Genomic DNA, 22,672 nt, shown 5'->3' on the forward strand with positions numbered 1-22,672 from the left:
AGCGTGGACGAGAATTCGCCGATCTTCGCGATCGCGATAGCGGCCGAGCTGGCTGGACTGCACCCGCAGACGCTGCGGCAGTACGACCGGCTCGGCCTCGTCTCGCCAACCCGAACGGCCGGCAAGTCCCGCCGGTACTCGATGAGGGATGTCGTGCAGTTGCGCGAGGTCGCCAAACTGAGTGCCGAGGGCGTCAGCCTCGAGGGCATCGGCCGCATTCTCGCCCTCGAGAACGAGGTCGCTTCGCTGTCGTCGCGCGTTCGCGAGCTTGAGCACGCGCTCGCGGATGAGATGCTCAAGTCGCCAGGCCGACGGGTCTTCGCCGCCGGTTCGCAGGGCGACGTCGTGCCGCTCAAGAGCGGCACGAGGGCACAGCGCCGGACCGAGCTCGTCGTCTGGAGACCGTTCCAGCGTTAGTCCCTTTCGGCCCGGGAAGTCCCGGTCTATGCTGACCGCATGAGCGAGCAGAAGCCGCCGGCGGGCAGGAAAAGCAAACCACGCGCTGAAGCCAAGACACCGCCACCGACGGGCTCGAACGCCGCCGATGGCCCACCACCAGGATCGCCCCAGGCGCCACCTCCCGGAAGCCCGCCCCCTCCTCCTCCCGATGCCAATCAGGCGCCGGGTTCGGTCCAGCAGGCGGCGGCTCACCAGGTTCCGGGCCAGCAGATAAGCGGCCAGCAGGTGCCGGGCCAGCAGGCCGGAACCTCGCCCACGATCAACCAGGGTCAGCCCCAGGCCGGTTACCCGCAGCAGCATGCGGGTTACCCGCCGCAGCAGCATGCCGGTTACCCCCAGCAGGTCGGCTACCCGCAGCAGGCCGGCTCCCCGCAGCAGGGTGGATACCCGCCACAACCGGGTGGTTATCCGCAGCAACAGGGCGGTTATCCGCCCCAGCAGGGTGGTCAACCCTACCCGCCGGGTTACCCGCCGCAGCCGGGGTACCCGCCTCGTCCCGGCGGTCCCCAGCCGCCGAGAAACTATGTTCCCCGCGCTGCCGGTCCGGTCACCCCGCCGCGGCCGCCGCTTGCTCCTCGCCAGCGCCGCGGGGCCATGATCGCCGGTGCCGTCGGGTTTACGCTGATGACTCTCGGCTTCACCATGATCGCCATCCCGCTCGTCATCGCTCTGCTCGGCGCCTTCCTCGGCACGATTATCGGCTGGGCCGCCCGAAACGATCCCGATGACTTCTCTCCCAACGGAGGACCACAGCCCCAGGAGATCGAGAGCTTCATCGGAGAGGCGTGGTCGACCCTGCTTCCGTGGCTCATCGGTGCCCTGATACTCGGCATCATCATCTGGCTCCTCGGCTACTTCTCCAGCCTGTGGATCCTGCGCAGCCACTCGGTCAACAGGCCGGTTGCCGTGACCTGGAGCGGACTCGGAATCGCCGTCGTCGGGAACTTTTTCCTCAGCGCGCTCAGCTCGCCGATCACCGGTCTCTTCAATGTGTGGGACCCGGACTTCAACGATCCCGACGACTTCCGCAACTTCGGAGACCCGGGCCAGATGCAGTGGATGGACAGCGTCAACTTTGCACCGACAGCGCTCGGTCTTGCCCTGCTCTTCCTGCTCATCAGTCTCGTCGTGAATGCGGCTATCGGTCTGCTCAGCTGGTGGTGGATGGCTCACGTCTTCAGGGAACAGGCGCCAGCAGACCACCGGGTGTCCGCCGGTGGTGAGCACGGTGCCGGCGCGAACACTCCAGTTGGCACCACACACGGAGGTACCCCGAACGCCGGAACGACGCACGCCGGACAGGCACCGGGGGCACAGGCACCGGGAGCACAGACACCGGGGGCACAGACACCGGGAGCATCGAACCCGGGGACGCCGACCCCGGCTGAACCGGCTCGAGGGCGCACAGATCCGTCCGACGGGGAACCGAAGAACCGCCAGGGCTGACCGCAGACCGAGCTCGCCCGGTCCGGGGATGCCGGACCGGGGCGAACCAGGCGAATCGGGGTGAGCCGGGGAGATACCCTGAACAGGTGACTGACTTCGCCTTCGACCGGCTCCGCCGCTGGCCAGACATCGAAGCCGACAACCTCTTCGCGTTTGACGCCAGCGACAGGCTCATCCTCGAAACAGCGGCTGACGTACTCCGCGCAGCGGGCAGCGGAGAGACCGTTGTCGTCGGCGACCGGTACGGCGCACTCACCCTCGCTGCGGCGCACGACGGGGCCACAGGCATCCGTACACATCAGGATGAGTTGTCCGGCGAACGTGCACTCGACGCCAATGCCAGGGCGCTGTCCATGACGGATGCCGTGAGCCACTTTCCGCTGGACGCCACCCTTTTTCGAGGTGCACGGGTGGTGCTGCTGCAGCTGCCGCGCTCGCTCGACGCGCTCGCCGAGATCGCCGAACTGATCGCGAGGCATGCCGAGCCGGACGTGACGGTGTATGCCGGCGGGCGGGTCAAACACATGACCCGAGCGATGAACGACGTGCTCGCGCGGTCCTTCGGCACCGTGACCGCGTCGCTCGCGCAGCAGAAATCCCGAGTGCTCATTGCCCGTGACCCAGTGAGTGTCAGCGGTGAACCGGCGTGGCCGGCGCGCGAGTTCCACCCCGACCTCGGCTTGTGGGTCGTCGCGCACGGTGCTGCATTCGCCGGTACGAAGATCGACATCGGTACGCGGTTCCTGCTCGAGGTCCTCGACGCGGTGCCCGATGCGTCTGATGCCATCGACCTCGGCTGCGGCACCGGGGTGCTCGCCACGGCCCTCGCTCGCGCCCGGCCCACCATGCGCGTGACCGCGACTGACCAGTCGGCTGCCGCCGTGGCATCCGCCCGTGAGACCGCGCTCGCGAACGGCGTCGCCGATCGGGTCTCGGTTGTGCGCGACGACGGGTTGTCGATGCAGCCGGACGCATCGTCGTCGCTGATCCTGCTCAACCCGCCGTTCCACGTCGGCGCCACCGTGCACGCCGGCATCGCGCACAAGCTCTTCGCGGAGGCCGCACGCGTGTTGAGGCCAGGCGGCGAACTGTGGGCTGTGTGGAATTCCCACCTTGGTTACCGGTCAGCGCTTGAGCGCGAGATCGGCCCGACCCGTCAGATCGGACGCAACGCCAAGTTCACGGTGACGGCGTCGACCAGGAGCTGACTCCGGGACGTGCGCTGGCGCTCAGCGGCCCGCGAAGACATGGGTGTCGAGAAGGTAGTCGGCTATCGCCATCGATGACGTTGCGGCGGGCGACGGCGCGTTGCGGAGAATCGTGACAGCGCCCACCTGATCCACGGCGAAGTCGTCGAGGAGGGCCCCGCTGGAATCCCACGCCTGCGCACGCACTCCTGCCGCCGTTTTCGTGGTCAGGTCCTTCATCTCGAGGTCGGGTACGAACCGCCTTGCCTCGGCGAAATAAACCTGTTTGATCAGGGACGCCGCCACCTCTTTCGCCCCCATCCGCCAGTGTTGGCGGGCCAGGGCGCCGGCGCCGGGCCAGGTCAGCGATCCCCAGGTGTCGCGCATCGATACCCGTCCCCAGCTGTACCCCTCGCGGGCGAGCGCCGGTACCGCGTTAGGCCCGACATGGACGTCGTCGTAGACGCCACGGGTGAAGTGGACGCCGAGAAACGGGAACCGCGGATCGGGGACCGGGTAGATCATGCCCCGCACGAGGTGCTGCCTCGCCGGGGCCATGGCCCAGTACTCTCCGCGGAACGGCAGGATCCGGGGCGAGGGAGGTGCGCCCACGAACGCGGCGACGACGTCGGATTGCAAGCCGGCGCAGACAATCAGCCGGTCGAAGTGCAGGTCGGCGGTCGCGGTGATCACGCGAACGCCGCCTGGTTCCCTGCGGATGTCGATCACCTCCGTGCCGAGGAGGATGCGGCCGCCGCCCTGCCGCACGTCATCCGCCATCGCCTCGGTGATCGCCGCATAGTCAACGGCGGCGGTGTGTGGAGAGTGCAATGCGGCGACACCGGCGGCGTGCGGCTCGATCTCGCGGAGCTCGTTGCCGTCGACGCGGCGTAACCCGGGAACGCCGTTGGTGCGAGCGCGGGCCTCGATGCTCGACAGGGCCGCGCGTTCGGCATCCGTCACCGCCACAACCAGCTTTCCGACCTCGCGATACGGGAGGTTCTTCTCGGCACAAAACTCTCGCGTGCGTTCGCGGCCCAGCGCGCACAGCCGCGCCTTGAGGGAACCGGGGGCATAGTAGATACCCGCGTGGACGACGCCGGAGTTGCGTCCGGTCTGATGGACGGCGAGCCTGCGCTCCTTTTCCAGTACGGTTACCTCGCCCTGTCCGCGGCTGGTGAGGGCGCGGGCCACCGCGATGCCGACGATGCCGCCGCCGACGACTCCGATTCGTTCGGTCATGAACTCGAGCGCCTTTCGCGGACTTCCAAGGTGAGCTTTTCTCACCTGCCCAGCCTAGGGTGAACGGCGCGGTCCGATCAGTCCCGCGTCCGGGGGCTGTAGCGTGGGCGAATGCCTCGCCGCTTCACGCCCGTCGAAGAGCTCATCGACGCTCGCGCACACGCTCTACTGGATGGCGCGCCGACCGACGGCATCCGTTCGAAGCTGATCGAGTTCCTCGTCTTTGGTGCAAAGCAGGCCTGGGCCTGCGTGTTCGGTGCCGCGCTGCTCGCGGTGCTTCTCGTCGCACGGCTCTGGTACCCGGACGACGCGGCGCTCGCCAGGAACGACGCCCTGACCCTCGCGGCCATCGCGATTCAGATCGTCATGGTCGTCGCGAAACTCGAAACCCTGCGCGAGTTGCGGGTGATCATCCTGTTCCACATCGTCGGAACGGCGATGGAGCTGTTCAAGACCGACGTCGGTTCGTGGAGCTACGAGGCCGAGGGCATCCTGCGGATCGGAAGTGTGCCGCTGTTCAGCGGGTTCATGTATGCCGCGGTGGGCTCGTACCTGGTTCGGGTCTATCGGCTCTTCGACCTGCGCTTCACCCGGTATCCGAAGCGCTGGATCACGGCGATCGTGGCCGGCGCGATCTACGTCAACTTCTTTGCGCACCACTTTGTCCTGGACTTCCGCTGGGTGCTGCTCGCCGCTGTGATCGCGATCTATGCCCGAACGGTGATGCACTTCCGCGTCTTCCGACGCACATTCCGGATGCCGTTACTCCTGGCATTCTCGCTCGTCGCGTTCTTTATCTGGCTGGCCGAGAACATCGCGACCTGGGCAGGGGCGTGGGCCTACCCCGACCAGGTCGATGGCTGGCAGATCGTGTCGATGTCGAAACTCGTGTCGTGGTTCCTGCTGATGATCATCTCGGTGGTGCTTGTCACCTGGGTGTACCCGCCGCGGTCGCCGGACGACGGCGGTGAACCGGAGGAATCAGTGAGGGACCGCGTCACCGACAGCGTGTAGGTCCCTAGCCGAGCGCGCGGAGTCTGGGTGCGAGGTCGCGCTCGAACAGCTCGAGGAACCGCTCCTGGTCGTGACCGGGAGCGTGGAACACGAGGTGGTTGAGGCCTGCGTCGATGTACGGCTTGATGAGCGACACCGCCTCGTCCGGGTCGTTCGACACGATCCAGCGCTTTGCGACCTGTTCGATCGGCAACGCGTCGGCGGCCGCTTCCATCTCGATCGGGTCGTCGATGGAGTGCTTCTGCTCGGGGGTCAGTGACAGCGGCGCCCAGAAGCGCGTGTTCTCGAGGGCCGCGTCCTTATCGGTGTCGTAGGAGATCTTGATCTCGATCATCCTGTCGATCGCCGCGGCATCCCGACCCGCTTTTGCTGCGCCCTCGGCCACGGCGGGAAGCAGCTTGTCGGTGTAGAGCTCCATGCCCTTGCCCGACGTGCAGATGAAACCATCGCCGGCACGGCCCGCGTAGCGCGCAACCACCGGACCACCGGCCGCCACGTACACGGGGATGCCGCCCTCGGGTACGTCGTAGATCGATGCGCCCTGGGTCCTGTAGTACTCACCGTCGAAGTCGACGCGGTCGCCGACCCAGAGTTGCCGCATCAGGTCGACCGACTCGCGCAGGCGGGCGAAACGCTCCTTGAACTCGGGCCATTCGCCCTGGAAGCCTGTGGCGATCTCGTTGAGTGCCTCACCGGTGCCGACGCCGAGGAAGATGCGGTTGGGGTACAGGCAGCCCATCGTGGCGAACGCCTGAGCGACGACGGCGGGGTTGTACCGGAAAGTCGGTGTCATCACGCTCGTGCCGATGGTGATCCGCTCGGTCCGCTCGCCGACAGCGGTCATCCAGGCGAGGGAGAACGGGGCGTGTCCTCCGTTGTGCCGCCACGGCTGGAAATGGTCACTCACCGTGACGCTGTCGAAGCCGTGCCGCTCCGCTGCGACGCCGAGCTCGACGAGGTCACGAGGACCGAACTGCTCAGCCGATGCCTTCAAACCCAGTTTCAACAACAGTGCCTCCCGTGGCCTCGACGGCACGCGCCGTCTCGTTCGAGACTATCCGGCAATCCGCACGCGGTGTCCACTCGGATCGGTTTGGTACTGCACTTTGCGGCAGGACGCTACAGCCTGAAGGCCGGGCTGTGCTTTGTCGCCCGTCAGTGCAAAGCTGGTCGTGTGCCCAAGTTAGATGAGCTGCGCGACCTCGACGAGCAATTGACGCTCGGCGAGCCCTGGAACGCGGTCGTGTGGGACGACCCGATCAACCTCATGACGTATGTCTCCTGGGTCTTCCGCAGCTACTTCGGCTTCAGCCAGGCACGCGCAGACGAACTCATGCTGCAGGTGCATCACCACGGACGCGCCACTGTCGCAACGGGCACCCGCGAAGAGATGGAGAGGCACGTCGTCGCGATGCACGGGTATGGCCTCCTCGCGAGCCTCACCCGGAGCGAGCGATGAGGGCATTCGGTGTTGCCTCCGGGGGCGAAATCCTCGCGGAGTTCGAGTCCCAGGAGGTGATGATGTTCACCGACCTGGTGCAGCAGATCATCTCGCTTCTCGTTCGCGTGAAGGAGGGTGAAGCCGACATCGATGGCGCCGTACTGTCCCGGTTGTTTCCGGATGCCTACACCGACGACCCCGAGGCATCCGACGAATTCCGGCGGTTCACCATCGACGACCTCATCGACCGGAAGATCGAGAACGCGCAGGGCGTGCTCGAGTCGTTCGACAAGGCCGGTGTGCGCACCACCGTCGATGGCGACGTCACGCTTGTCCGGCTGGACCGTGAGTACTCGATGTACTGGCTCGGCACCCTCACCGACCTGCGTCTCGTGCTTGCCACCAACCTCGGCATCGGCACCGAAGCTCCAGCGGTCGACGGCGCAGACACCGAGTACGTGCAGAGCCTCTACGAGTGGTTCGGCTTCACCCAGGGCTCGTTGATCGAGGCCCTCGAAGAGGTCGAGGGCATCAGCGGCTGACCGCTGTGTTGCCGGCCGATGTTCCGGCGCGGTCGAGCGGATGCCGGTGCGCCGGCCTGCGGGAACGTCCGGCACGTCACCGGTAGCCTGAGAGCACCATGCACATACTGATGTTCAGCGACCAGCACGCCGATTCCCTCGGCGGAGTGCAGGTCTCCATCCGACTGCAGAAACGGTTCCTCGAGCTCGCCGGGCACCGGGTGACCGTGGTTGCCCCGAAGATGCATCGGGAGCACGCGGGCAGCGCCGACTACATCGACACGCCGTCCGTTCCGATCACCCTCGACCGCGAGTACTCGCTGACGGTGCCGAGTCGCCGCGCGGACCGGTTGCTCGATGCGGCGCTGGCCACCCGCCCGCCGGTGGATATCGTGCACGTGCAGGCCGACTACTGGGGTGCGATGCTCGGGTATCGGTTCGCCGCGCGCCACGGCATCCGTTCGGTGCATACCTTCCACAACCACATGGAGTTCGGACTCGAGCAGGTGGTGCCGTTTCCGAAGCTCGTGATCCGCGCGCTGCTCTGGTGGGAGCACCGTGTGCTGAAGCCGCGGCTGTCGGCGCTCCGTCCGAGTGCGTGGAGCTACCTCGATGAGTTCGCCGAGCGGGTCGCTGCGTCGGTGGCGCCAAGCGGTCATTTCGCCCGGTTGCTCGAATCGAACGGGGTCGGCAGCGATATCGACGTGATCTGGACCGGGGCGGACGATGCCCTCGTCGACGAGGTGCTCGCCGCGCCCACCGCCGCCGACCGCGGTCGGCCGCTCTTCGTCTGGATGGGTCGGATGAGCGCCGAGAAACGCATCATGGAGTACCTCGACGCGATTCGGCTCGCGGATGTCGACGCGGAGTTCCGGCTCTACGGCGCCGGGCTGCTGCTCAAGAAAGCGCAGGCGTTCGTGCGTGAGCACGGGCTCGAGAACCGGGTGGTCTTTGCCGGCAAGGTGCCGTACCGCGATGCGCTCGCCGCGATTGCCTCCGCCGATGCGCTCGTCCAGACCTCGATCGGCTTCGAGACCCAGGGCATGACGGTGTTCGAGGCCGCGGCGCTCGGTACCCCGTCGATCGTGAGCGACCCGAATATCGCGGGTGAGCTGCCCGATGGGATCTACTGGCAGCCCACCGACGGCAGTGTGCGTGCGCTCGCGGATGCCATTCGGCACGTGGCAGCGGATGTCGCGTCGAGGGCGCGGCTCGTCGTGGCGCCGCAGGAGAGCGTCGAGTTCCGGCAGAGCCACCAGACCGCGCGCATGATCGCCGTGTACGAGCGGGTGCTCGCCGCTCGCGCCTCCGCCTAGGGCCGAAAACACTCGCTCCGGTCGATATCACTCGTTATGCCGGGTGATTTCGACCGCAGTGGGTGATCTCGCCGGCGCAGTGTGACGGCGTGTTTTCACGAGCGCGGCGGCAGCCGATGAGTCGCGATGAACCTGTCGGTCTGGCGGTAGTCCCGCACTGACCGGATACCGACTGCGGCGAACAGCGCCACCACGAACAGGGCAATAACCCGAATCGCGGGCACGTCCGTGGAGATGGCGACAGACACTTCGATCAGCGCGACGGCGGCGTAAATCGGCGCCGCGCCGACGAGAGCTCGCTGCTTCTGCCGGGCAAGGGCGACGAGAGTCGGCAACCAGCGCGGATCGGGCTGTTCGGAACCACGGATCCATCGGCAGGCTTGCCGCCGATCGTCTCGGGTTAACAGGCTCGAGAGGGACTGATCCCGGGTCAGGTAGAAGCCGGAACGGCGCGCCCAGACATATCCGGCAAGGCCAACCACGACCGAGAGCGCGAGGAAGAGGAACTGGACGAGAAGTCGCTGGCCGTCGAATCCCGATTCTGTGGCGGGGGGCGCCAGCGCCAGGACGACGCCGAGGCTGACGAACAGGGCGACCAGAACGCCGAGCCGCGCCAACGCCTGAACGGTGCGCGGCGAGATGTCGTCCCCCGGAACCCCGGCGGCGCGGTACGCCGCGGCGTTCCAGCGGGTCTGTTCCGCGGTGTCGTCATCGAGCATTTCGGTTCCGTTCTGAGCGGCGGGCACTGCGGGCAAGCCTAATGGGCGGGTAACCCGGGGCCGAAAACACTCGCTCCGGTCGAGATCACCCGTTATGCCGGGTGATTTCGACCGGAGTGGGTGATCTCGACCGACGGCACTGTGTGACGCCGTGTTGCGGTGCTTCGTGACCTCACGCTCGACGTGACCGACCATAGAAACATGGCCCGTCACATCCGTTTCAATGCGTTCGACATGAATTGCGTCGCCCACCAGTCACCCGGGCTCTGGTGTCATCCCGATGACCAGTCACAGCGGTACACCGACCTCAGCTACTGGACCGAGCTCGCGAAACTGCTCGAGCGGGGCAAGTTCGATGGTCTGTTCATCGCCGACGTGCTCGGTACATACGACGTGTACGCCGGCAGCAACGAGGCCGCGCTCCGCAACGGGGCGCAGGTCCCGGTGAGTGACCCGCTGCTGCTCGTGTCCGCGATGGCCGCCGTGACCGAGAACCTCGGCTTCGGCATCACCGCCGGCACCGCGTACGAACACCCGTATCCGTTCGCCCGACGGTTGTCGACGCTCGATCACCTCACGAAGGGTCGGGTCGGCTGGAACGTGGTCACCGGCTACCTGCCGAGCGCCGCGCGCAACATGGGCCACGACGACCAGGTCGAACACGACGAGCGCTACAACATTGCCGACGAATACCTCGAGGTGCTCTACAAGCTGTGGGAGGGCTCGTGGGAAGACGACGCCGTCGTGCGCGACAGGGAGACCGGCGTCTTCACCGACCCGACCAAGGTGCACGAGATCGGCCACTCCGGCAAGAACTTCACGGTGCCGGGCATCCACCTCGCCGAGCCATCGCCGCAGCGCACGCCGGTGATCTTCCAGGCCGGTGCGTCCGGTCGTGGTGTGCAGTTTGCCGCCGAGAACGCCGAGGCGATCTTCGTGGGTTCGCCGACGAAGGCGGTACTGAAGGCGACGGTGTCCAAGATCCGGGATGCCCTCGAAGCGGCAGGTCGCGACAGGTACAGCGCGAAGATCTACCAGTTGGTCACGGTGATCACGGATGAGACGCCCGAAAAGGCGCGGGCCAAGCACGAGGACTACCAGCAGTACGCGAGTGTCGAGGGCGCCCTCGTCTTCATGTCGGGGTGGATGGGTGTCGACCTGTCACAGTACGACCTCGACGCTCCGATCGGCGAGGTGAAGAGCAACGCCATCCAGTCGGCGGTCGCGAACTTCCAGGCGGCGTCTGAGGACGGCAGTGAGTGGACCGTGCGCGACATCGCCGCGTGGGCAGGCATCGGCGGACTCGGTACCCGCATCGTGGGGTCGGGCAGCGAGGTTGCCGATCAGCTGCAGTCCTGGGTCGAGGAGACGGACGTCGACGGCTTCAACCTCGCGTACGCGATCACTCCAGGCTCGTTCGAGGACATCGTCGAGTTCGTCATCCCCGAGCTGCAGAAGCGGGACGCCTACCCGAGCGACTACACACCGGGCACGCTCCGGAACAAGCTGCACGGGCGAGGGGACCGGCTGCCCGCCGAGCACCGCGGAGCGTCGTTCAGCTACCGTGAGCGGGTCGCGACGGCCTGACGCTGCCTGCCCTCGCCCGCCGAGGGCATCCGTTTCGGTCGAGAGCATCAGTTGCGCGTGATGTTCTCGACCGGAACTGATGCTTGCGCGGTCGGCCTGAGCCCGCCCGGCTGCTCAGGGTGCGCGCTGAGCCGGGAATCGGCGAGAGCTACACATCCATGCCCGCGCTACAGAAGCATCTGCAGCGCGGGCATGGAACTGCAGCGCTCGGCGCGAGAGTCGCCTGAATTTCCCCAGCTACTGTCAAGGGCTTGGCTGGGCGGTCGCCCGAGCGTAGGTTCGGGTCATGAGTGACGAACGCAAAATCGAAGACCAGCTGAAGATCACGGATGCCGACGGAGAAGTCAGCCCCGCAGATCGCACGGAAGCCGGCGCAAACACCGGTTCTGATTCCGCCGCCGACCGGGAAGCCAACGTCGGCGTCCTGGGCGACGTCGCCCACCCCTTCGACCAGACCAACGGCATCGTCGATCAATTCGACGAGCACACCGCGCAGCGTGCCGACGCCGTCACAACACCCGGTGGACCGGACGCACGCACGGAGCGGGCAACGGATGCTGTCGCTGGCGACAGCGACGACGCACCCGGCCGCCACGCAACACCGATTCCCAGCGACGACTTCGTCGACCGGGACTCGGGAAGCGGCACCCCCCGCTGAGTGAGTTGCCGACCGCTGCACATCCATGCCCGCGCTGCAGATACTTCTGTAGCTCGGGCATGGAACTGTAGCGCTGGGTACGGATGCCGCCGCGCGGGCTACCGCTGCAGCGCCTCCCGGTCGAGTGAGAACAGGTCGATCGGGAGGTCGGTGCGTCCACGCGTCGACAGGTCGGCCACGATATCGCCGACGACGGGAACGAACTTGAAGCCGTGCCCACCGAATCCCGTGGCGACGGTGACCTGGGAGTGCTCGGGGTGCAGTCCGATCATGAAATGGTCATCGGGCGAGCTCGGGTAGAGGCACGTGCTCGACGCAAGCACCCTGCCCGTGAGGTGCGGGAACAGCTCGAGCGCTCGCGCCTGCATCTCGGCGACCTCGAACGGCAGGACCTCGCGATTGACGGCATCCGGATCGGTGGGGGTGAGGTCGTTGAAGAAGCCGATCTTGATGCCGCCGAGGGGGCCGTCGACGATCGGGAACCCGTAAACCAGTCGATTGCCGTCGGTGCGCTCGATGAAGACGGGCTGCGTGCCCACGGCGTAGTCGCTGTGTCCGGGATTGCCCGGCGAGACATCGGGGGTGAACCAGTAGACGACCTGGCGCTCCGCCGTGACGGGCGCGCCCACCTCGCCGAGCAATTGCTGCGACCACGCGCCCGGCGCGACAACGAGTCGATCGGCGCCGTACCTGGCCCGCGTCGTCACCACCTCGACTCCACCGCCGGGCGTTGCCGTCCAGGAGAGAACCGTCTCGCCAAAGTGCAGTTCGGCACCGTGCATCGTGGCGACCTGGATGTTGGCTGCCGTCGTGCCCTCGGGGTCGACGAAGCCCGCGTTCTGCTCGAAGAGGCCCATCGCGTGCGGTGCGGGTCGCATCGCCGGGAACCGCGCGGTGATCTCATCACTCGTGAGCACTTCGTGCGGCAGGTCCCAGTGGCGGGCAGCGGAGAGCGCGCCGGTGAAGGTCTGCTCCTCGGGGTCACCGATGTAGATGCCGCCGCTGAGTGTCATGAGCGACCGGCCCGATTGCTCCTCCAGCTCACGCCAGCCCGCATAGGCGCGACGGAGAAGCGGTACGTATTCGATGCCCTCGATGTATGACTGGCGGATGATCCTGGTGCCGCCATGTGCGGACCCACGGTCATGGCTCGGCCAGAACCGCTCGATGCCGAGCACGCTGTGTCCGCGCTGGGCAAGGGCACTCGCCGCTGCACCACCCATTGAACCGAGTCCGATCACGATGACGTCGACTTTGTTCACTGGTGTCCTTCTTCGGGGGGATGTAGCGTGCCCATGATCTGTGCTCCGGGCGCACGGCGCCTCCCAGCATAGAAGGTGGTCACACGAGTGCACACTTGCTAAACTTGAGTCTTCACGACTCAACTCTGAGGGGTAACGACAATGCAGCCTGGACAGCAGCCGCAGGAAGAGCAGAAAAGCGCTCTTGAACAGTACGGGGTCAACCTCACCGACGTTGCGCGTACCGGCAAGCTCGACCCTGTGATCGGCCGTGACGCCGAGATCCGCCGGATCAGCCAGGTGCTCACCCGCCGGACGAAGAACAACCCCGTGCTCATCGGTGAGCCCGGCGTAGGTAAGACCGCGGTGGTCGAGGGTCTCGCCCAGCGCATTGTCCAGGGTGACGTTGCCGATTCGCTGAAGGACAAGCAGCTGGTTTCGCTCGACCTCGCCGCACTCGTCGCCGGTGCGAAATACCGCGGTGAGTTCGAGGAGCGCCTCAAGGCGGTACTGCAGGAGATCAAGGACGCCGAGGGTGGGATCATCACCTTCATCGACGAGCTTCACACGCTCATGGGCGCTGGCGCCGGCGAGGGGAGTGTCGCCGCATCGAACATGCTCAAGCCGATGCTCGCCCGTGGTGAGCTGCGCATGATCGGCGCAACCACGCTCAACGAATACCGCGAGTACATCGAGAAGGATGCCGCCATGGAGCGGCGATTCCAGCAGGTGTACGTTGGCGAACCGAGTGTCGAAGACACCATTGCGATTCTCCGCGGACTCAAGGAGCGGTACGAAGCCCACCACAAGGTGACGATCGCCGATTCGGCCCTCGTCGCAGCGGCATCCCTCTCGAATCGGTACATTCCTGCCCGCCAACTCCCGGACAAGGCGATCGACCTCATCGACGAGGCCGCCTCCCGGCTGCGGATGGAAATCGACTCGTCGCCCGTCGAGATCGACGAGTTGCGTCGTGCGGTCGACCGGCTGAAGCTCGAGGAGCTCGCCCTCAAGAAGGAGAAGGACGACGCATCGAAGGAGCGACTCGCGAAGCTGCGCGAAGACCTCACGGAGCGCCAGGCAACACTCGCAGAGCTGCAGGCCCGCTGGGATCGTGAGCGCGCCAACCTCAACCGGGTCGGCGAGCTCAAGGAACGACTCGACGCCGCACGCGTTTCCGCCGAGCGTGCGCAGCGTGAGGGCGACCTTGAAAAGGCGTCGCGCCTGCTCTATGGTGAAATCCCCGTGATGGAGCGCGAACTTCGCGAGGCCGAGCAGGCCGAGAGTGAGGGTCCGCTCATGGTCAACGACCAGGTCACCGCCGATGACATCGCCGCGGTGATCGCCGCGTGGACCGGCATCCCCGTCGGCCGTCTGCTCCAGGGCGAGACCGAGAAACTGTTGCACCTCGAAACCGAGCTCGGCAAGCGGCTCGTCGGCCAGCACCGCGCCGTTCGTGCGGTGTCGGATGCCGTTCGGCGTACGCGAGCGGGCATTTCGGACCCCGACCGGCCCACTGGCTCATTCATGTTCCTCGGCCCCACCGGCGTCGGTAAGACGGAACTCGCGAAAGCGCTCGCCGAGTTCCTCTTCGACGATGAGAAGGCGATGGTCCGCATCGACATGTCGGAGTACGGCGAGAAGTTCTCGGTCTCCCGCCTCGTCGGTGCCCCTCCCGGCTACGTCGGTTACGAGCAGGGCGGACAGCTCACGGAGGCCGTTCGCCGCCGCCCGTACTCCGTCGTGCTGCTGGACGAGGTCGAGAAGGCCCACCCCGAGGTCTTCGACGTGCTGCTGCAGGTGCTCGACGACGGTCGCCTGACCGACGGCCAGGGCCGAACCGTCGACTTCCGCAACGTGATTCTCATCCTCACGTCGAACCTCGGCTCGCACTTCCTCGTCGACCCGACACTGTCGTGGACCGAGAAGGAAGAGGCCGTCCAGCAGATGGTGCGCCAGGCCTTCAAGCCCGAGTTCATCAACCGGCTCGATGACATCGTCGTGTTCTCGGCCCTGAGCCAGGATGACCTGAGCCAGATTGTCGAGCTCTACATCGATCGACTGCAGCGCCGGTTGAACGAACGTCGCCTCGAGCTTGCGGTGACCCCGGATGCCCGCAGCTGGCTTGCCGAGAGAGGGTACGACCCGATTTACGGGGCACGTCCGCTGCGCAGGCTCATGCAGACCGAAATCGACGACCGCCTCGCGATGGCGCTGCTCAGTGGCGAGGTCCGGGACGGCGACATGGTGCGGGTGGATCTCGATCCCCACGCCGACGCACTGACCGTCGGTTCTGTCCCGGTACCTGTCTAGAGCGCGGGCGGGTGCGCGGGGGCGGGTCTCAGCCGCCGTGCACCCTCGAGCCGAGCTCTCCGAGCCCGTCCCTGAGGATTCCCGCGAGGAGTAGCGCGTAGCGGCCGTCCGGGTCGAGGTCGGGGTCGAACACGGTGATCGACGCACCAACGGCACCGGGGGCCAGGGCGCGGAGCAGCCGTACCAGTTCGTCGGGGTCGAGACCGCCCGGGTCCGGACTGTCGACAGCGGGCATCCACCGTGGATCGAGAACGTCGATGTCGAGTTGAAGCCAATAGCCCGAGCCGCCGGCAACAGCGACCGCCGCCGCCGCTGTCTCGCCCATGCCCCTCTCCATCGCGACACTCGCTGGCACAACGAGACCGAGGCGAGCGGATGCCTCCGCCAGTTCCGCGTCGTCGTCACGGCATCCGATGTGGGCTGCGTTCCCGGGGGCGAAGTACGGGCCGAGGCCATCGATATCGGCAATCGCGGGCCAGTGCAGCCCCATCGCCGCCGCCAGGTCTTCGCCGGCGACGCTCGCGCACTCGTCGCTGTTGCCGGGGTGGCGAAAGTCCGTGTGCCCATCGATGTGAATGAGACCAGGCGCCGGTCTGTCGGCGAGAGCGAGCCCGGCGCCGAGCAGCACGCTGCAGTCGCCCCCGAGAACCAGAGGTGTGTCACCGCGCTCGATGAGTGCGCTGATGCGCGTGCTGAGTCGGCGCGCGTGATCCACGATGGCCTCTTCGTTACGAACCCGGCCTCTCGGGCGGGTCTGGTCGTCGTCGACGTATCGGCCGGGGAGCACGACGCCGGCGTCCAGCGCACCGGCCGACTGGAATGCGCCGTAGAGGCCAGCCTCACGCAATGCCTCCGGCGCCTTTGCTGTGCCGGGGGCGCCGCCGGGTTCGGGGGGCCGCAGGCCGAGGTTGGTCGGCGCGGACAGGAGTGCGATCACGGCATCCACTGTGGCAGGAGAGCGCACGCCGCCGCCACATTGGAGCACGGATTCGAGAAGGGTTACCGACTCACGGATGCTCCGCCCGCGGGTTCGGTTTCGGTGTCGCCGCTCGACACGGACGATGGGTCCTCGCGCCGTTCCATCTGTCGCCATGCGCCGCCCGTCAGCGGGCTCAGTGTGACGAGAACGTAGGCGACGGCGATGATCCCGAAGGCGAGCGCGAGCCCGATCGTGTCAGCGGCGATGCCGCCGAGCAATGCGCCAAACGGAACGCCGGCCCAGGCGCCGGCGTTGATCAGGCCGAACACCCGACCGCGCATGTGTTCGGGAACCCGTTCGAGCTCGACGGCACCGAGGATGGGGTTGATTGACCCCGCGGCCAGTCCGGAGAGCGCGGTCACGGCGACGAGCACGGGCAGTGGCGCTCCGAACGCGAAAGCGGCGCTCGACGGGCCGCCAGCCAGGGCGAAGCACACGGCAAAGGTCACCCGTCGCGGAACCCGGTGGGCGACGAGTCCGAACGCGACGTTGCCGACGAGGGCGCACCCGCCCATCACGGCGACGAGCAGGCCAAGCGCCGCGGCCCCGCCGAGGTGATCGTTGGCGTACAGCGGCATCAGAGAAGCGCTGCGCGCAGCGTCGAACAGGTTGGTGACCACGACGAGTCCGACGATCAGTCGCATCAGCTTGTCGTGGACGACGAATCGGAAACCTTCAGCCAGGTCACTCCAATAGGAGGGGCCCTGCCTGCCTGCGGCGCTGCCGTCGCCCTGTCGAGAGGCCGGGTGCGCGATCGGCACGACGGGCACGAAGAGCCAGGTCAGCAGCGCTGACACCGCGAACGTCGCTGCGTTCACGAAGAGGGCGGGGATCGGGCCGACGAGAGCGACGAGAAGTCCGGCGATCGACGCGCCGATGAGCCTGGCGAAACGCTCGGAACCGTCGAGAAGTCCGACGCTCTGCTCAATGCGCACCCCGGCTCGCACCGTCAGCGCCGGCAGCATCACTCGGCGCGCGGTCTGTCCCGGTGTGTCGAGCAGCCCCGCAACGAAGACGAGCGCGAGCAGCGCCCAGAACGGGAGGCCGACCGTCAGGGCCAGGACCGGGATGGCCAGGACGGCGATGCCGCTCACCACATCCGCAACGATCGCTGCCCGCCGATAACCGACCCGGTCGATAACGACTCCGCCGAGCGGGCCGCCGATCACGATCGGCACTGTCGCGAAGAAGGCGGCGATGCCCACTTCGAGGCCGGAGCCGCCGATCGCGAGGACGTAGAACGGGACGGCGAATGCCGTCACAACGTTGCCCGTTTGTGAGATCGAGTGGGCGGCGAGGAGCGCGGTGAGTGAGCCGATGGCGCGGCGATCGCGTCCCGGGGTCTCGGCGGAGGTCACGGGTTTCTGCCTAGGGGCGCCGGTAGGCCTGGTAGACGAGCACGACGGGCTCGGCGCCGTCGTCTGCAGCCGGGTCGTGTGAGGCGCTCGCCTCGAGCCATCGCTCGGTCAGTTCCTCCAGCTCGGCCCGCATCCTCGTGAGCTCGTCGGCGGTGAGGCGCAGCGTTCGGTCGCTGCTCGCGCCGGCCGCCACCCATTCCCTGGGCAGCGTCGGCATGGCGTCTACGTACTCGGCGTATCGGGACGCGTATGCCTGCCCGATCGTCTTCTGCAGCACCGACGACGCCATGAGCTTCTCCGGGTCATCGAGCAGTTCGGATGGCTCCCAGCTGGTGAGGGCGGAGGTCGCCTGCCACCAGCGCTCGCGGCGATCGGTGCTCCCCGCTTCCGCAGGCTCGATGAGGTCGATCGAGGCGAGCTTGCCGAGGTGGTAGCTCACGGTGCCGGGTGCCTCGTCGACGATGTCGCCGAGCTGGGCGGCGGTTTGCGGGCCACGTTCGCGGAGCAGGCCGAGCAGTCGGAGACGGGTTGGATGCGCGAGTACGCGCATCGACGTCGCTGAAACCAGGGTGCTGCGGGAAGCCTCGATCGGGGTCATGGAAGCAGCGTATAAGCACAACAAGTATTGCGCAATAGTTCTTGTGCTTTTTATCCCCGTGTCGGGCTGGGTGGTTCGAGGCGGCACAATTCCTCTCGTTCGTCCCTTGTGCCCGACCCACTGGGCAGGTCTAGGCTCAGAGTCTTTTATTGGGACGGCGAGGGGAGCACGGTCATGCAGCACGAACACCACTACGAGCCGCCGGACCACGACCCGGCGCCCGATCTCGAGAACCCGCGGGAGCGTCTCGGCGACGAGATGATGGCGGTGCAGGACTTCTCCGGCGAACAGGAGGGGTACCACAAGACACTCAAGCCTCGTCAGTTGCAGATGATTGCCATCGGTGGCGCCATCGGAACCGGTCTGTTCCTCGGAGCAGGCGGCCGACTGGCATCCGCTGGCCCCTCTCTCGTCTTCGTGTACGCGATCTGCGGTTTCTTTGCGTTCCTGATCCTGCGTGCCCTCGGTGAACTCGTTCTGCACCGACCGTCGTCCGGCTCGTTCGTGTCGTACGCGCGGGAGTTCCTCGGTGAGAAGGCGGCGTTCGTCGCCGGGTGGATGTACTTCCTGAACTGGGCGATGACAGCCATCGTCGACGTCACCGCAGTGGCTATTTATGTGAAGTTCTGGTCGGCGTTCACCGACGTGCCGCAGTGGATCCTCGCGTTGATTGCCCTCACCGTGGTGCTGTCGCTCAATCTGGTTTCGGTCAAGGTCTTCGGCGAAATGGAGTTCTGGTTTGCCATCATCAAGGTGGTGGCGCTCGTCGCCTTCCTGCTGATCGGCGCAGCCTTCCTGGCCTTCCGCTTGCCGACGGATGTCGGAACACCCGGTTTGTCACTGCTCGCTGACAATGGCGGGTTCCTGCCGAACGGGCTCCTGCCCGCCGTGCTCGTTGTGCAGGGGGTCGTGTTCGCCTACGCCGCCATTGAGCTCGTCGGCACAGCGGCGGGGGAGACCGCTGATCCCAAACGGATCATGCCCAAGGCCGTGAACACGGTCATCATCCGGATTGCCGTCTTCTACGTCGGCAGTGTCCTGCTGCTCTCGCTGTTGCTTCCGTACACCGAATACAGCAAGGATGAGAGCCCCTTCGTCACCTTCTTCTCCAGCATCGGCAGCCCGGTCGTTGCGGCGACCGCTGGCAACATCATGAACTTCGTCGTGCTGACGGCCGCGCTCTCGAGCCTCAACGCCGGGCTGTACTCCACCGGCCGGATCCTCCGCTCGATGTCGGTCAACGGCGCAGCTCCGCGGTTCACCGGATTGATGAACAAGAGCGGGGTGCCGTACGGAGGCATCCTTCTGACCGGTGTGATTACGCTCCTCGGCGTCGGTCTCAACGCCGTTGTGCCTGACGACGCCTTCGAGATCGTCCTCAATATTTCCGCGCTGGGCATCGTCACCGGCTGGGGAATGATCATCCTGTGCCAGATGCAGCTCCAGCGCTGGGCGAAGCAGGGCAAGATGGAGCGTCCGTCATTCCGGCTCTTCGGCGCACCGTTCACCGCCTGGCTCACCCTGGCGTTCCTCGTCACGGTGCTCGTGCTCATGGCGCTTGACTACCCGGTGGGCACGTTCACCATCGGATCGCTCGTCATCGTCATCCCTCTGCTCATCATCGGCTGGTTCGCCGCGCGTCGCGGGATTCTTGAGATAGCGCAGGAGCGCCAGGGATTCACCGGTTCATTCCCCGTGATCCCCGAACGCCCCGGGATCGATAACCGCACCCGCAAGGACGACTGAACAGCGGCATCCCCTCCGCCAGGGGATGCCGCCGTTCGGCGCGGCTCTCGCCTACGCGCTGGCGAGGATGAGCTCGTCGAGCGGGCGGCGGCTGCGGGGAGCGATCTCGCGCTCGCGCAGGACCTCGCTCGTCAGCGATTCGGGAGTCCCGAGCACTCCGAGTGCGGTGACGGAGATCGGTTCGAGCTCAGGCGCGATGTCGAACGCGGCACGCAGTCCATCGACCTCGATGCCGCCCATCTGGTGTACGTGGAGACCATCGTGATGCGCCTGCACCGAGAGGAGAGCAACCGCCTGGCCGAGGTCGTACTGCGCCCAGCGGAGCGGGGTCCCGTCGTCGGTCGTCATCGTCGCGATGTTGACGATGAGTACGGCGGCGGATGAGGCCCACTCGCGGTTGAAGCCCATCAGGTTTTCGACGATCGTGGCGTGTTCGGTCGTGCCGCGGCGGGCAACGATGAAACGCCAGGGCTGCGTGTTTGAAGCGGATGCCGACCAGCGGGCAGCCTCGAGGGCGGCCGTGATCTTCTCGGTGGGAACCTCGATCGTGGGGTCGAAGGAGCGGGGGCTCCAGCGGCCGGCGAGGACTTCGTGGATGGGAGCGCTGGTGATGGCGGCGCGGTCGGATGCTGCGATGGTCATGGGACCCTTCTCTGGTTGAAACGGAAGTCGCCATTGACCTATTCACATGAAAGGAACGGGCAGCGTGGGAAATTCCACCCGACCGTCCTCTCTCACTGTACTGACGGCATCCGTTCGATGGCGGATTGGCATGGATGCCGTCAGAAGGTTGACAACACCGGTCCAGCTCCCTAGGTTAACTAGTGAACTATAGAACCTAAGGTCGTGACAATGTTCACTGGGGAAGCCCCGATCTACCAGCAGCTCGCTGATCGCGTTGCCGAAGACATCCTGGCCGGAACGTATCCGGAGGAATCCAGCGTGCCTTCAACCAACGAATACGCGGTTTTCTACCAGATCAGTCCCATCACGGCCGCCAAGGGAGTGAACCTGCTCGTCGAACAGGGAGTGCTCTACAAGAAGCGGGGCGTCGGAATGTTCGTGTCGACGGGGGCGCAGGAGAAACTGCGGGCCAAACGGCGCGCAGAATTCGCGGAACGGCACATCGCTCCGCTCGTGCGCGAAGCCCGTCTGCTTCACATCGACAGAACAGAACTCAACGACTTGATCAACCAGGAGGACAGCAAATGACGAACGCCATCGAGATCGACTCCGTCAGCCGACATTTTGGTCGGGTGCACGCGCTCGACAACGTCAGCTTCGCCGTTCCGGAGCACTCGATCGTCGGGCTTCTCGGCCGCAACGGGGCGGGCAAGACGACAGTGATGTCGATCATGGCCGGACAGGATCGACCAACGTCCGGTCGCGTCCAGGTTGCCGGTCACGACCCGTTCGAGCACGCCGAGACGCTGGCTCAGATCAGTTATGTTCGGGACAACCAGCGCTATCCCGACGACTACCGGCTGCACCACGTGCTGCGCATCGCCCCGGACTTCGCGCCGAACTGGAGCGCGGAAGTCGCCGCCGAACTCGTCGATGGGTTCCGCATTCCGGCAAAGACGCCGATCAAGAAGCTCTCCCGCGGGCAGCTCTCATCGGTGGCGATTGTGCTCGGCCTGGCATCGCGTGCCCCCGTCACCCTCCTCGATGAGCCGTACCTCGGCCTCGACGTCACCGCGCGGGCGTTCTTCCACCGCATCCTGTTGCGGGACTACACGGAGCACCCACGCACTGTCGTCTTCTCCACCCACCTGATCGACGAAAGTGCGTCGCTCTTCGATCGGGTCGTGATCATGGACGCGGGGCGCGTGGTCCTCAACGCCGACAGCGACGAAGCGAGCGAATCAGCGTGGGTGATGAGCGGAACGACCGTCGCGGTCAGCCAGCTCACGACCGCGGCGAATGTCCTGTCGACGAGCGTCGTCGGCGGGCTGATGTCAGCAACCGGCTCCGGCGTTCTCGACAGCGGCACCCGCGCGCTTGCCGAAGACCTGCGGGTCCAGATCAGCCGAGCATCCCTCCAGCAACTCGTCGCCGCTTACGGAGCGGACGACGCAGCATCCGACACCATTGACGAGGTACGACGAGCATGAGCACACTGATACCGACCACGAAGCTGCACCTCAACAAGCGGGAGGTCACCTTCGTCGTTCCGCTCTACATCACGGCGGTGGTCGCCGTGATTTCCGTCCTGATCTCGTTCCTCTTCTGGCGTTCCGGCAGCATCCCTGGCACTCCGGACTGGATCTCGGGCTCACAGTCCAACCCAGGAATTCTCTACGCGCTCGCGGGCTTCCTCGTCTACCTGGGCGTGCAGTCCGTCGCGACGACGTTTCCCTTCGCGCTGACGCTCGGCGCCACCCGTCGCGGATTCTCCGGGGGGACAGTGCTCTGGGCTGTCCTGGTTTCTGCCTACCTCGCGGTGGTGTTCGCCGTGCTGACGACGATCGAGATCGCGACGGGCCACTGGTTCTCCGACTTCTACGTCTTCGATATTTACGTGCTTGGTGCGGGTGACCTCGGTCGGCTCCTGCCGATCGTCTTCCTCGGTGCGCTGACGATGCTCACGATCGGCGGGGTCTTCGGTGCGGCCTGGTTGCGGTTCGCCGCTCGCGGCCCCCAGCTGATCGGTGTCGGCATCGGTCTCGTACTTGTCCTCGCGCTGATCGTGCTCATCCCGTCGGCCGCAGACATTCTGGCCGCGTTTGAACTGTGGTGGCTCGCCGTTGCGGCCGTGATCGTGATCGCGTTGAGTTCGATTGGCACGTGGCGGCTGCTGCGCACCGCGATCGTGCGCTAGTAGAAGAACACGATAAAGCGGGTGCC

At 66.2% G+C, this 22,672-nt stretch carries 22 protein-coding genes; 14 read left to right on the forward strand and 8 right to left on the reverse strand.

The features are described from left to right. Positions 1-3: 3 nt before the first annotated feature. The 3 genes from AC1C2N_RS07920 to AC1C2N_RS07930 all read left to right on the forward strand — a co-directional run bounded on the left by AC1C2N_RS07920 (position 4) and on the right by AC1C2N_RS07930 (position 3,113). On the forward strand, positions 4-417 hold the full coding sequence (locus AC1C2N_RS07920) for a heat shock protein transcriptional repressor HspR (RefSeq protein WP_483406124.1): 414 nt from the start codon (positions 4-6) through the stop codon (positions 415-417). A gap of 39 nt (positions 418-456) precedes the next feature. Next, complete coding sequence (locus AC1C2N_RS07925) at positions 457-1,905, forward strand: DUF2062 domain-containing protein (protein WP_495433566.1); 1,449 nt, start codon at positions 457-459, stop codon at positions 1,903-1,905. Between the two features lie 86 nt (positions 1,906-1,991). Beyond that, entirely contained in the window at positions 1,992-3,113 is a 1,122-nt protein-coding gene (locus tag AC1C2N_RS07930; protein WP_495433567.1) for a class I SAM-dependent methyltransferase, read from the forward strand. 21 nt (positions 3,114-3,134) lie between these two features. On the opposite strand, the gene lhgO is transcribed toward AC1C2N_RS07930, so the two are convergent. Then, entirely contained in the window at positions 3,135-4,334 is a 1,200-nt protein-coding gene (lhgO, locus tag AC1C2N_RS07935; RefSeq protein ID WP_495433568.1) for an L-2-hydroxyglutarate oxidase, read from the reverse strand. Positions 4,335-4,445: 111 nt separating this feature from the next. On the opposite strand from lhgO, the gene AC1C2N_RS07940 reads away from it, so the two are divergent. Further along, positions 4,446-5,348 carry a DUF817 domain-containing protein gene (locus tag AC1C2N_RS07940; RefSeq protein ID WP_483406120.1) on the forward strand — a complete coding sequence of 301 codons (903 nt, stop codon included), beginning with the start codon at positions 4,446-4,448 and terminating at the stop codon, positions 5,346-5,348. A gap of 4 nt (positions 5,349-5,352) precedes the next feature. Here the strand turns inward: AC1C2N_RS07940 and fgd are convergent, their stop codons facing one another. Then, on the reverse strand, positions 5,353-6,357 hold the full coding sequence (gene fgd / locus AC1C2N_RS07945; RefSeq protein ID WP_483406119.1) for a glucose-6-phosphate dehydrogenase (coenzyme-F420): 1,005 nt from the start codon (positions 6,355-6,357) through the stop codon (positions 5,353-5,355). Positions 6,358-6,522: 165 nt separating this feature from the next. Between fgd and clpS the strand changes: the two genes are divergently transcribed. From clpS to AC1C2N_RS07960, 3 genes are all read left to right on the forward strand, one after another. Beyond that, positions 6,523-6,807: an ATP-dependent Clp protease adapter ClpS gene (gene clpS, locus AC1C2N_RS07950; protein WP_483406118.1), complete on the forward strand. Its 285-nt coding sequence runs from the start codon at positions 6,523-6,525 to the stop codon at positions 6,805-6,807. Beyond that, positions 6,804-7,331: a DUF2017 family protein gene (locus AC1C2N_RS07955; protein WP_483406117.1), complete on the forward strand. Its 528-nt coding sequence runs from the start codon at positions 6,804-6,806 to the stop codon at positions 7,329-7,331. The genes clpS and AC1C2N_RS07955 overlap by 4 nt, the downstream gene beginning before the upstream one ends. A 98-nt stretch (positions 7,332-7,429) precedes the next feature. Then, positions 7,430-8,626 (forward strand): glycosyltransferase, encoded by a 1,197-nt coding sequence (locus tag AC1C2N_RS07960; RefSeq protein ID WP_483406116.1) that lies wholly within the window; start codon positions 7,430-7,432, stop codon positions 8,624-8,626. Between the two features lie 95 nt (positions 8,627-8,721). Here the strand turns inward: AC1C2N_RS07960 and AC1C2N_RS07965 are convergent, their stop codons facing one another. Next, positions 8,722-9,372 (reverse strand): hypothetical protein, encoded by a 651-nt coding sequence (locus AC1C2N_RS07965; RefSeq protein WP_495433569.1) that lies wholly within the window; start codon positions 9,370-9,372, stop codon positions 8,722-8,724. Between the two features lie 174 nt (positions 9,373-9,546). On the opposite strand from AC1C2N_RS07965, the gene AC1C2N_RS07970 reads away from it, so the two are divergent. Then, entirely contained in the window at positions 9,547-10,932 is a 1,386-nt protein-coding gene (locus tag AC1C2N_RS07970) for an LLM class flavin-dependent oxidoreductase (RefSeq protein ID WP_483406114.1), read from the forward strand. 286 nt (positions 10,933-11,218) lie between these two features. Further along, positions 11,219-11,590 carry a hypothetical protein gene (locus tag AC1C2N_RS07975; RefSeq protein ID WP_483406113.1) on the forward strand — a complete coding sequence of 124 codons (372 nt, stop codon included), beginning with the start codon at positions 11,219-11,221 and terminating at the stop codon, positions 11,588-11,590. A 98-nt stretch (positions 11,591-11,688) separates the two neighbouring features. Here the strand turns inward: AC1C2N_RS07975 and solA are convergent, their stop codons facing one another. Continuing rightward, entirely contained in the window at positions 11,689-12,852 is a 1,164-nt protein-coding gene (gene solA / locus AC1C2N_RS07980) for an N-methyl-L-tryptophan oxidase (protein ID WP_495433570.1), read from the reverse strand. A 141-nt stretch (positions 12,853-12,993) separates the two neighbouring features. Between solA and AC1C2N_RS07985 the strand changes: the two genes are divergently transcribed. Next, positions 12,994-15,144: an ATP-dependent Clp protease ATP-binding subunit gene (locus AC1C2N_RS07985; RefSeq protein ID WP_495433571.1), complete on the forward strand. Its 2,151-nt coding sequence runs from the start codon at positions 12,994-12,996 to the stop codon at positions 15,142-15,144. 28 nt (positions 15,145-15,172) lie between these two features. On the opposite strand, the gene AC1C2N_RS07990 is transcribed toward AC1C2N_RS07985, so the two are convergent. The 3 genes from AC1C2N_RS07990 to AC1C2N_RS08000 are packed head-to-tail and all read right to left on the reverse strand — an operon-like array spanning position 15,173 to position 18,079. Further along, positions 15,173-16,108, reverse strand: a complete 936-nt coding sequence (locus AC1C2N_RS07990) for an arginase family protein (RefSeq protein WP_495433572.1) — start codon at positions 16,106-16,108, stop codon at positions 15,173-15,175. 35 nt (positions 16,109-16,143) lie between these two features. Next, positions 16,144-17,481 carry an MFS transporter gene (locus AC1C2N_RS07995; protein ID WP_495433573.1) on the reverse strand — a complete coding sequence of 446 codons (1,338 nt, stop codon included), beginning with the start codon at positions 17,479-17,481 and terminating at the stop codon, positions 16,144-16,146. A 10-nt stretch (positions 17,482-17,491) separates the two neighbouring features. Further along, positions 17,492-18,079 carry a winged helix-turn-helix domain-containing protein gene (locus AC1C2N_RS08000; RefSeq protein ID WP_483406108.1) on the reverse strand — a complete coding sequence of 196 codons (588 nt, stop codon included), beginning with the start codon at positions 18,077-18,079 and terminating at the stop codon, positions 17,492-17,494. A gap of 258 nt (positions 18,080-18,337) precedes the next feature. Between AC1C2N_RS08000 and AC1C2N_RS08005 the strand changes: the two genes are divergently transcribed. Beyond that, entirely contained in the window at positions 18,338-19,825 is a 1,488-nt protein-coding gene (locus AC1C2N_RS08005; protein WP_495433740.1) for an amino acid permease, read from the forward strand. Positions 19,826-19,876: 51 nt separating this feature from the next. Here AC1C2N_RS08005 and AC1C2N_RS08010 read toward each other — a convergent pair whose 3' ends face one another. Then, positions 19,877-20,467, reverse strand: a complete 591-nt coding sequence (locus AC1C2N_RS08010; protein WP_495433574.1) for a nitroreductase family protein — start codon at positions 20,465-20,467, stop codon at positions 19,877-19,879. 210 nt (positions 20,468-20,677) lie between these two features. Between AC1C2N_RS08010 and AC1C2N_RS08015 the strand changes: the two genes are divergently transcribed. From AC1C2N_RS08015 to AC1C2N_RS08025, 3 genes are read left to right on the forward strand one after another with little or no spacing between them, the layout of a single operon-like run. Beyond that, complete coding sequence (locus AC1C2N_RS08015) at positions 20,678-21,037, forward strand: GntR family transcriptional regulator (protein ID WP_495433741.1); 360 nt, start codon at positions 20,678-20,680, stop codon at positions 21,035-21,037. Then, positions 21,034-21,939, forward strand: a complete 906-nt coding sequence (locus AC1C2N_RS08020; protein ID WP_495433575.1) for an ABC transporter ATP-binding protein — start codon at positions 21,034-21,036, stop codon at positions 21,937-21,939. Before AC1C2N_RS08015 ends, AC1C2N_RS08020 begins: the two co-directional genes overlap by 4 nt. Then, positions 21,936-22,646 (forward strand): hypothetical protein, encoded by a 711-nt coding sequence (locus AC1C2N_RS08025; protein ID WP_495433576.1) that lies wholly within the window; start codon positions 21,936-21,938, stop codon positions 22,644-22,646. The genes AC1C2N_RS08020 and AC1C2N_RS08025 overlap by 4 nt, the downstream gene beginning before the upstream one ends. Positions 22,647-22,672: the final 26 nt, after the last annotated feature.

The organism is Mycetocola sp. Y791, assembly GCF_059445325.1.

What these genes read in the sequence shown, in the direction of transcription:
- AC1C2N_RS07975 (WP_483406113.1), top strand. Translation starts at nt 11,219, where the DNA reads ATGAGTGACGAACGCAAAATCGAAGACCAGCTGAAGATCACGGATGCC.
- AC1C2N_RS08000 (WP_483406108.1), bottom strand. Translation starts at nt 18,079, where the DNA reads ATGACCCCGATCGAGGCTTCCCGCAGCACCCTGGTTTCAGCGACGTCG.
- AC1C2N_RS07960 (WP_483406116.1), top strand. Translation starts at nt 7,430, where the DNA reads ATGCACATACTGATGTTCAGCGACCAGCACGCCGATTCCCTCGGCGGA.
- AC1C2N_RS07955 (WP_483406117.1), top strand. Translation starts at nt 6,804, where the DNA reads ATGAGGGCATTCGGTGTTGCCTCCGGGGGCGAAATCCTCGCGGAGTTC.
- AC1C2N_RS08010 (WP_495433574.1), bottom strand. Translation starts at nt 20,467, where the DNA reads ATGACCATCGCAGCATCCGACCGCGCCGCCATCACCAGCGCTCCCATC.
- AC1C2N_RS08005 (WP_495433740.1), top strand. Translation starts at nt 18,338, where the DNA reads ATGATGGCGGTGCAGGACTTCTCCGGCGAACAGGAGGGGTACCACAAG.
- AC1C2N_RS07985 (WP_495433571.1), top strand. Translation starts at nt 12,994, where the DNA reads ATGCAGCCTGGACAGCAGCCGCAGGAAGAGCAGAAAAGCGCTCTTGAA.
- lhgO (WP_495433568.1), bottom strand. Translation starts at nt 4,334, where the DNA reads ATGACCGAACGAATCGGAGTCGTCGGCGGCGGCATCGTCGGCATCGCG.
- AC1C2N_RS07970 (WP_483406114.1), top strand. Translation starts at nt 9,547, where the DNA reads ATGGCCCGTCACATCCGTTTCAATGCGTTCGACATGAATTGCGTCGCC.
- AC1C2N_RS08015 (WP_495433741.1), top strand. Translation starts at nt 20,678, where the DNA reads ATGTTCACTGGGGAAGCCCCGATCTACCAGCAGCTCGCTGATCGCGTT.
- AC1C2N_RS07940 (WP_483406120.1), top strand. Translation starts at nt 4,446, where the DNA reads ATGCCTCGCCGCTTCACGCCCGTCGAAGAGCTCATCGACGCTCGCGCA.
- AC1C2N_RS08020 (WP_495433575.1), top strand. Translation starts at nt 21,034, where the DNA reads ATGACGAACGCCATCGAGATCGACTCCGTCAGCCGACATTTTGGTCGG.
- AC1C2N_RS07925 (WP_495433566.1), top strand. Translation starts at nt 457, where the DNA reads ATGAGCGAGCAGAAGCCGCCGGCGGGCAGGAAAAGCAAACCACGCGCT.
- AC1C2N_RS08025 (WP_495433576.1), top strand. Translation starts at nt 21,936, where the DNA reads ATGAGCACACTGATACCGACCACGAAGCTGCACCTCAACAAGCGGGAG.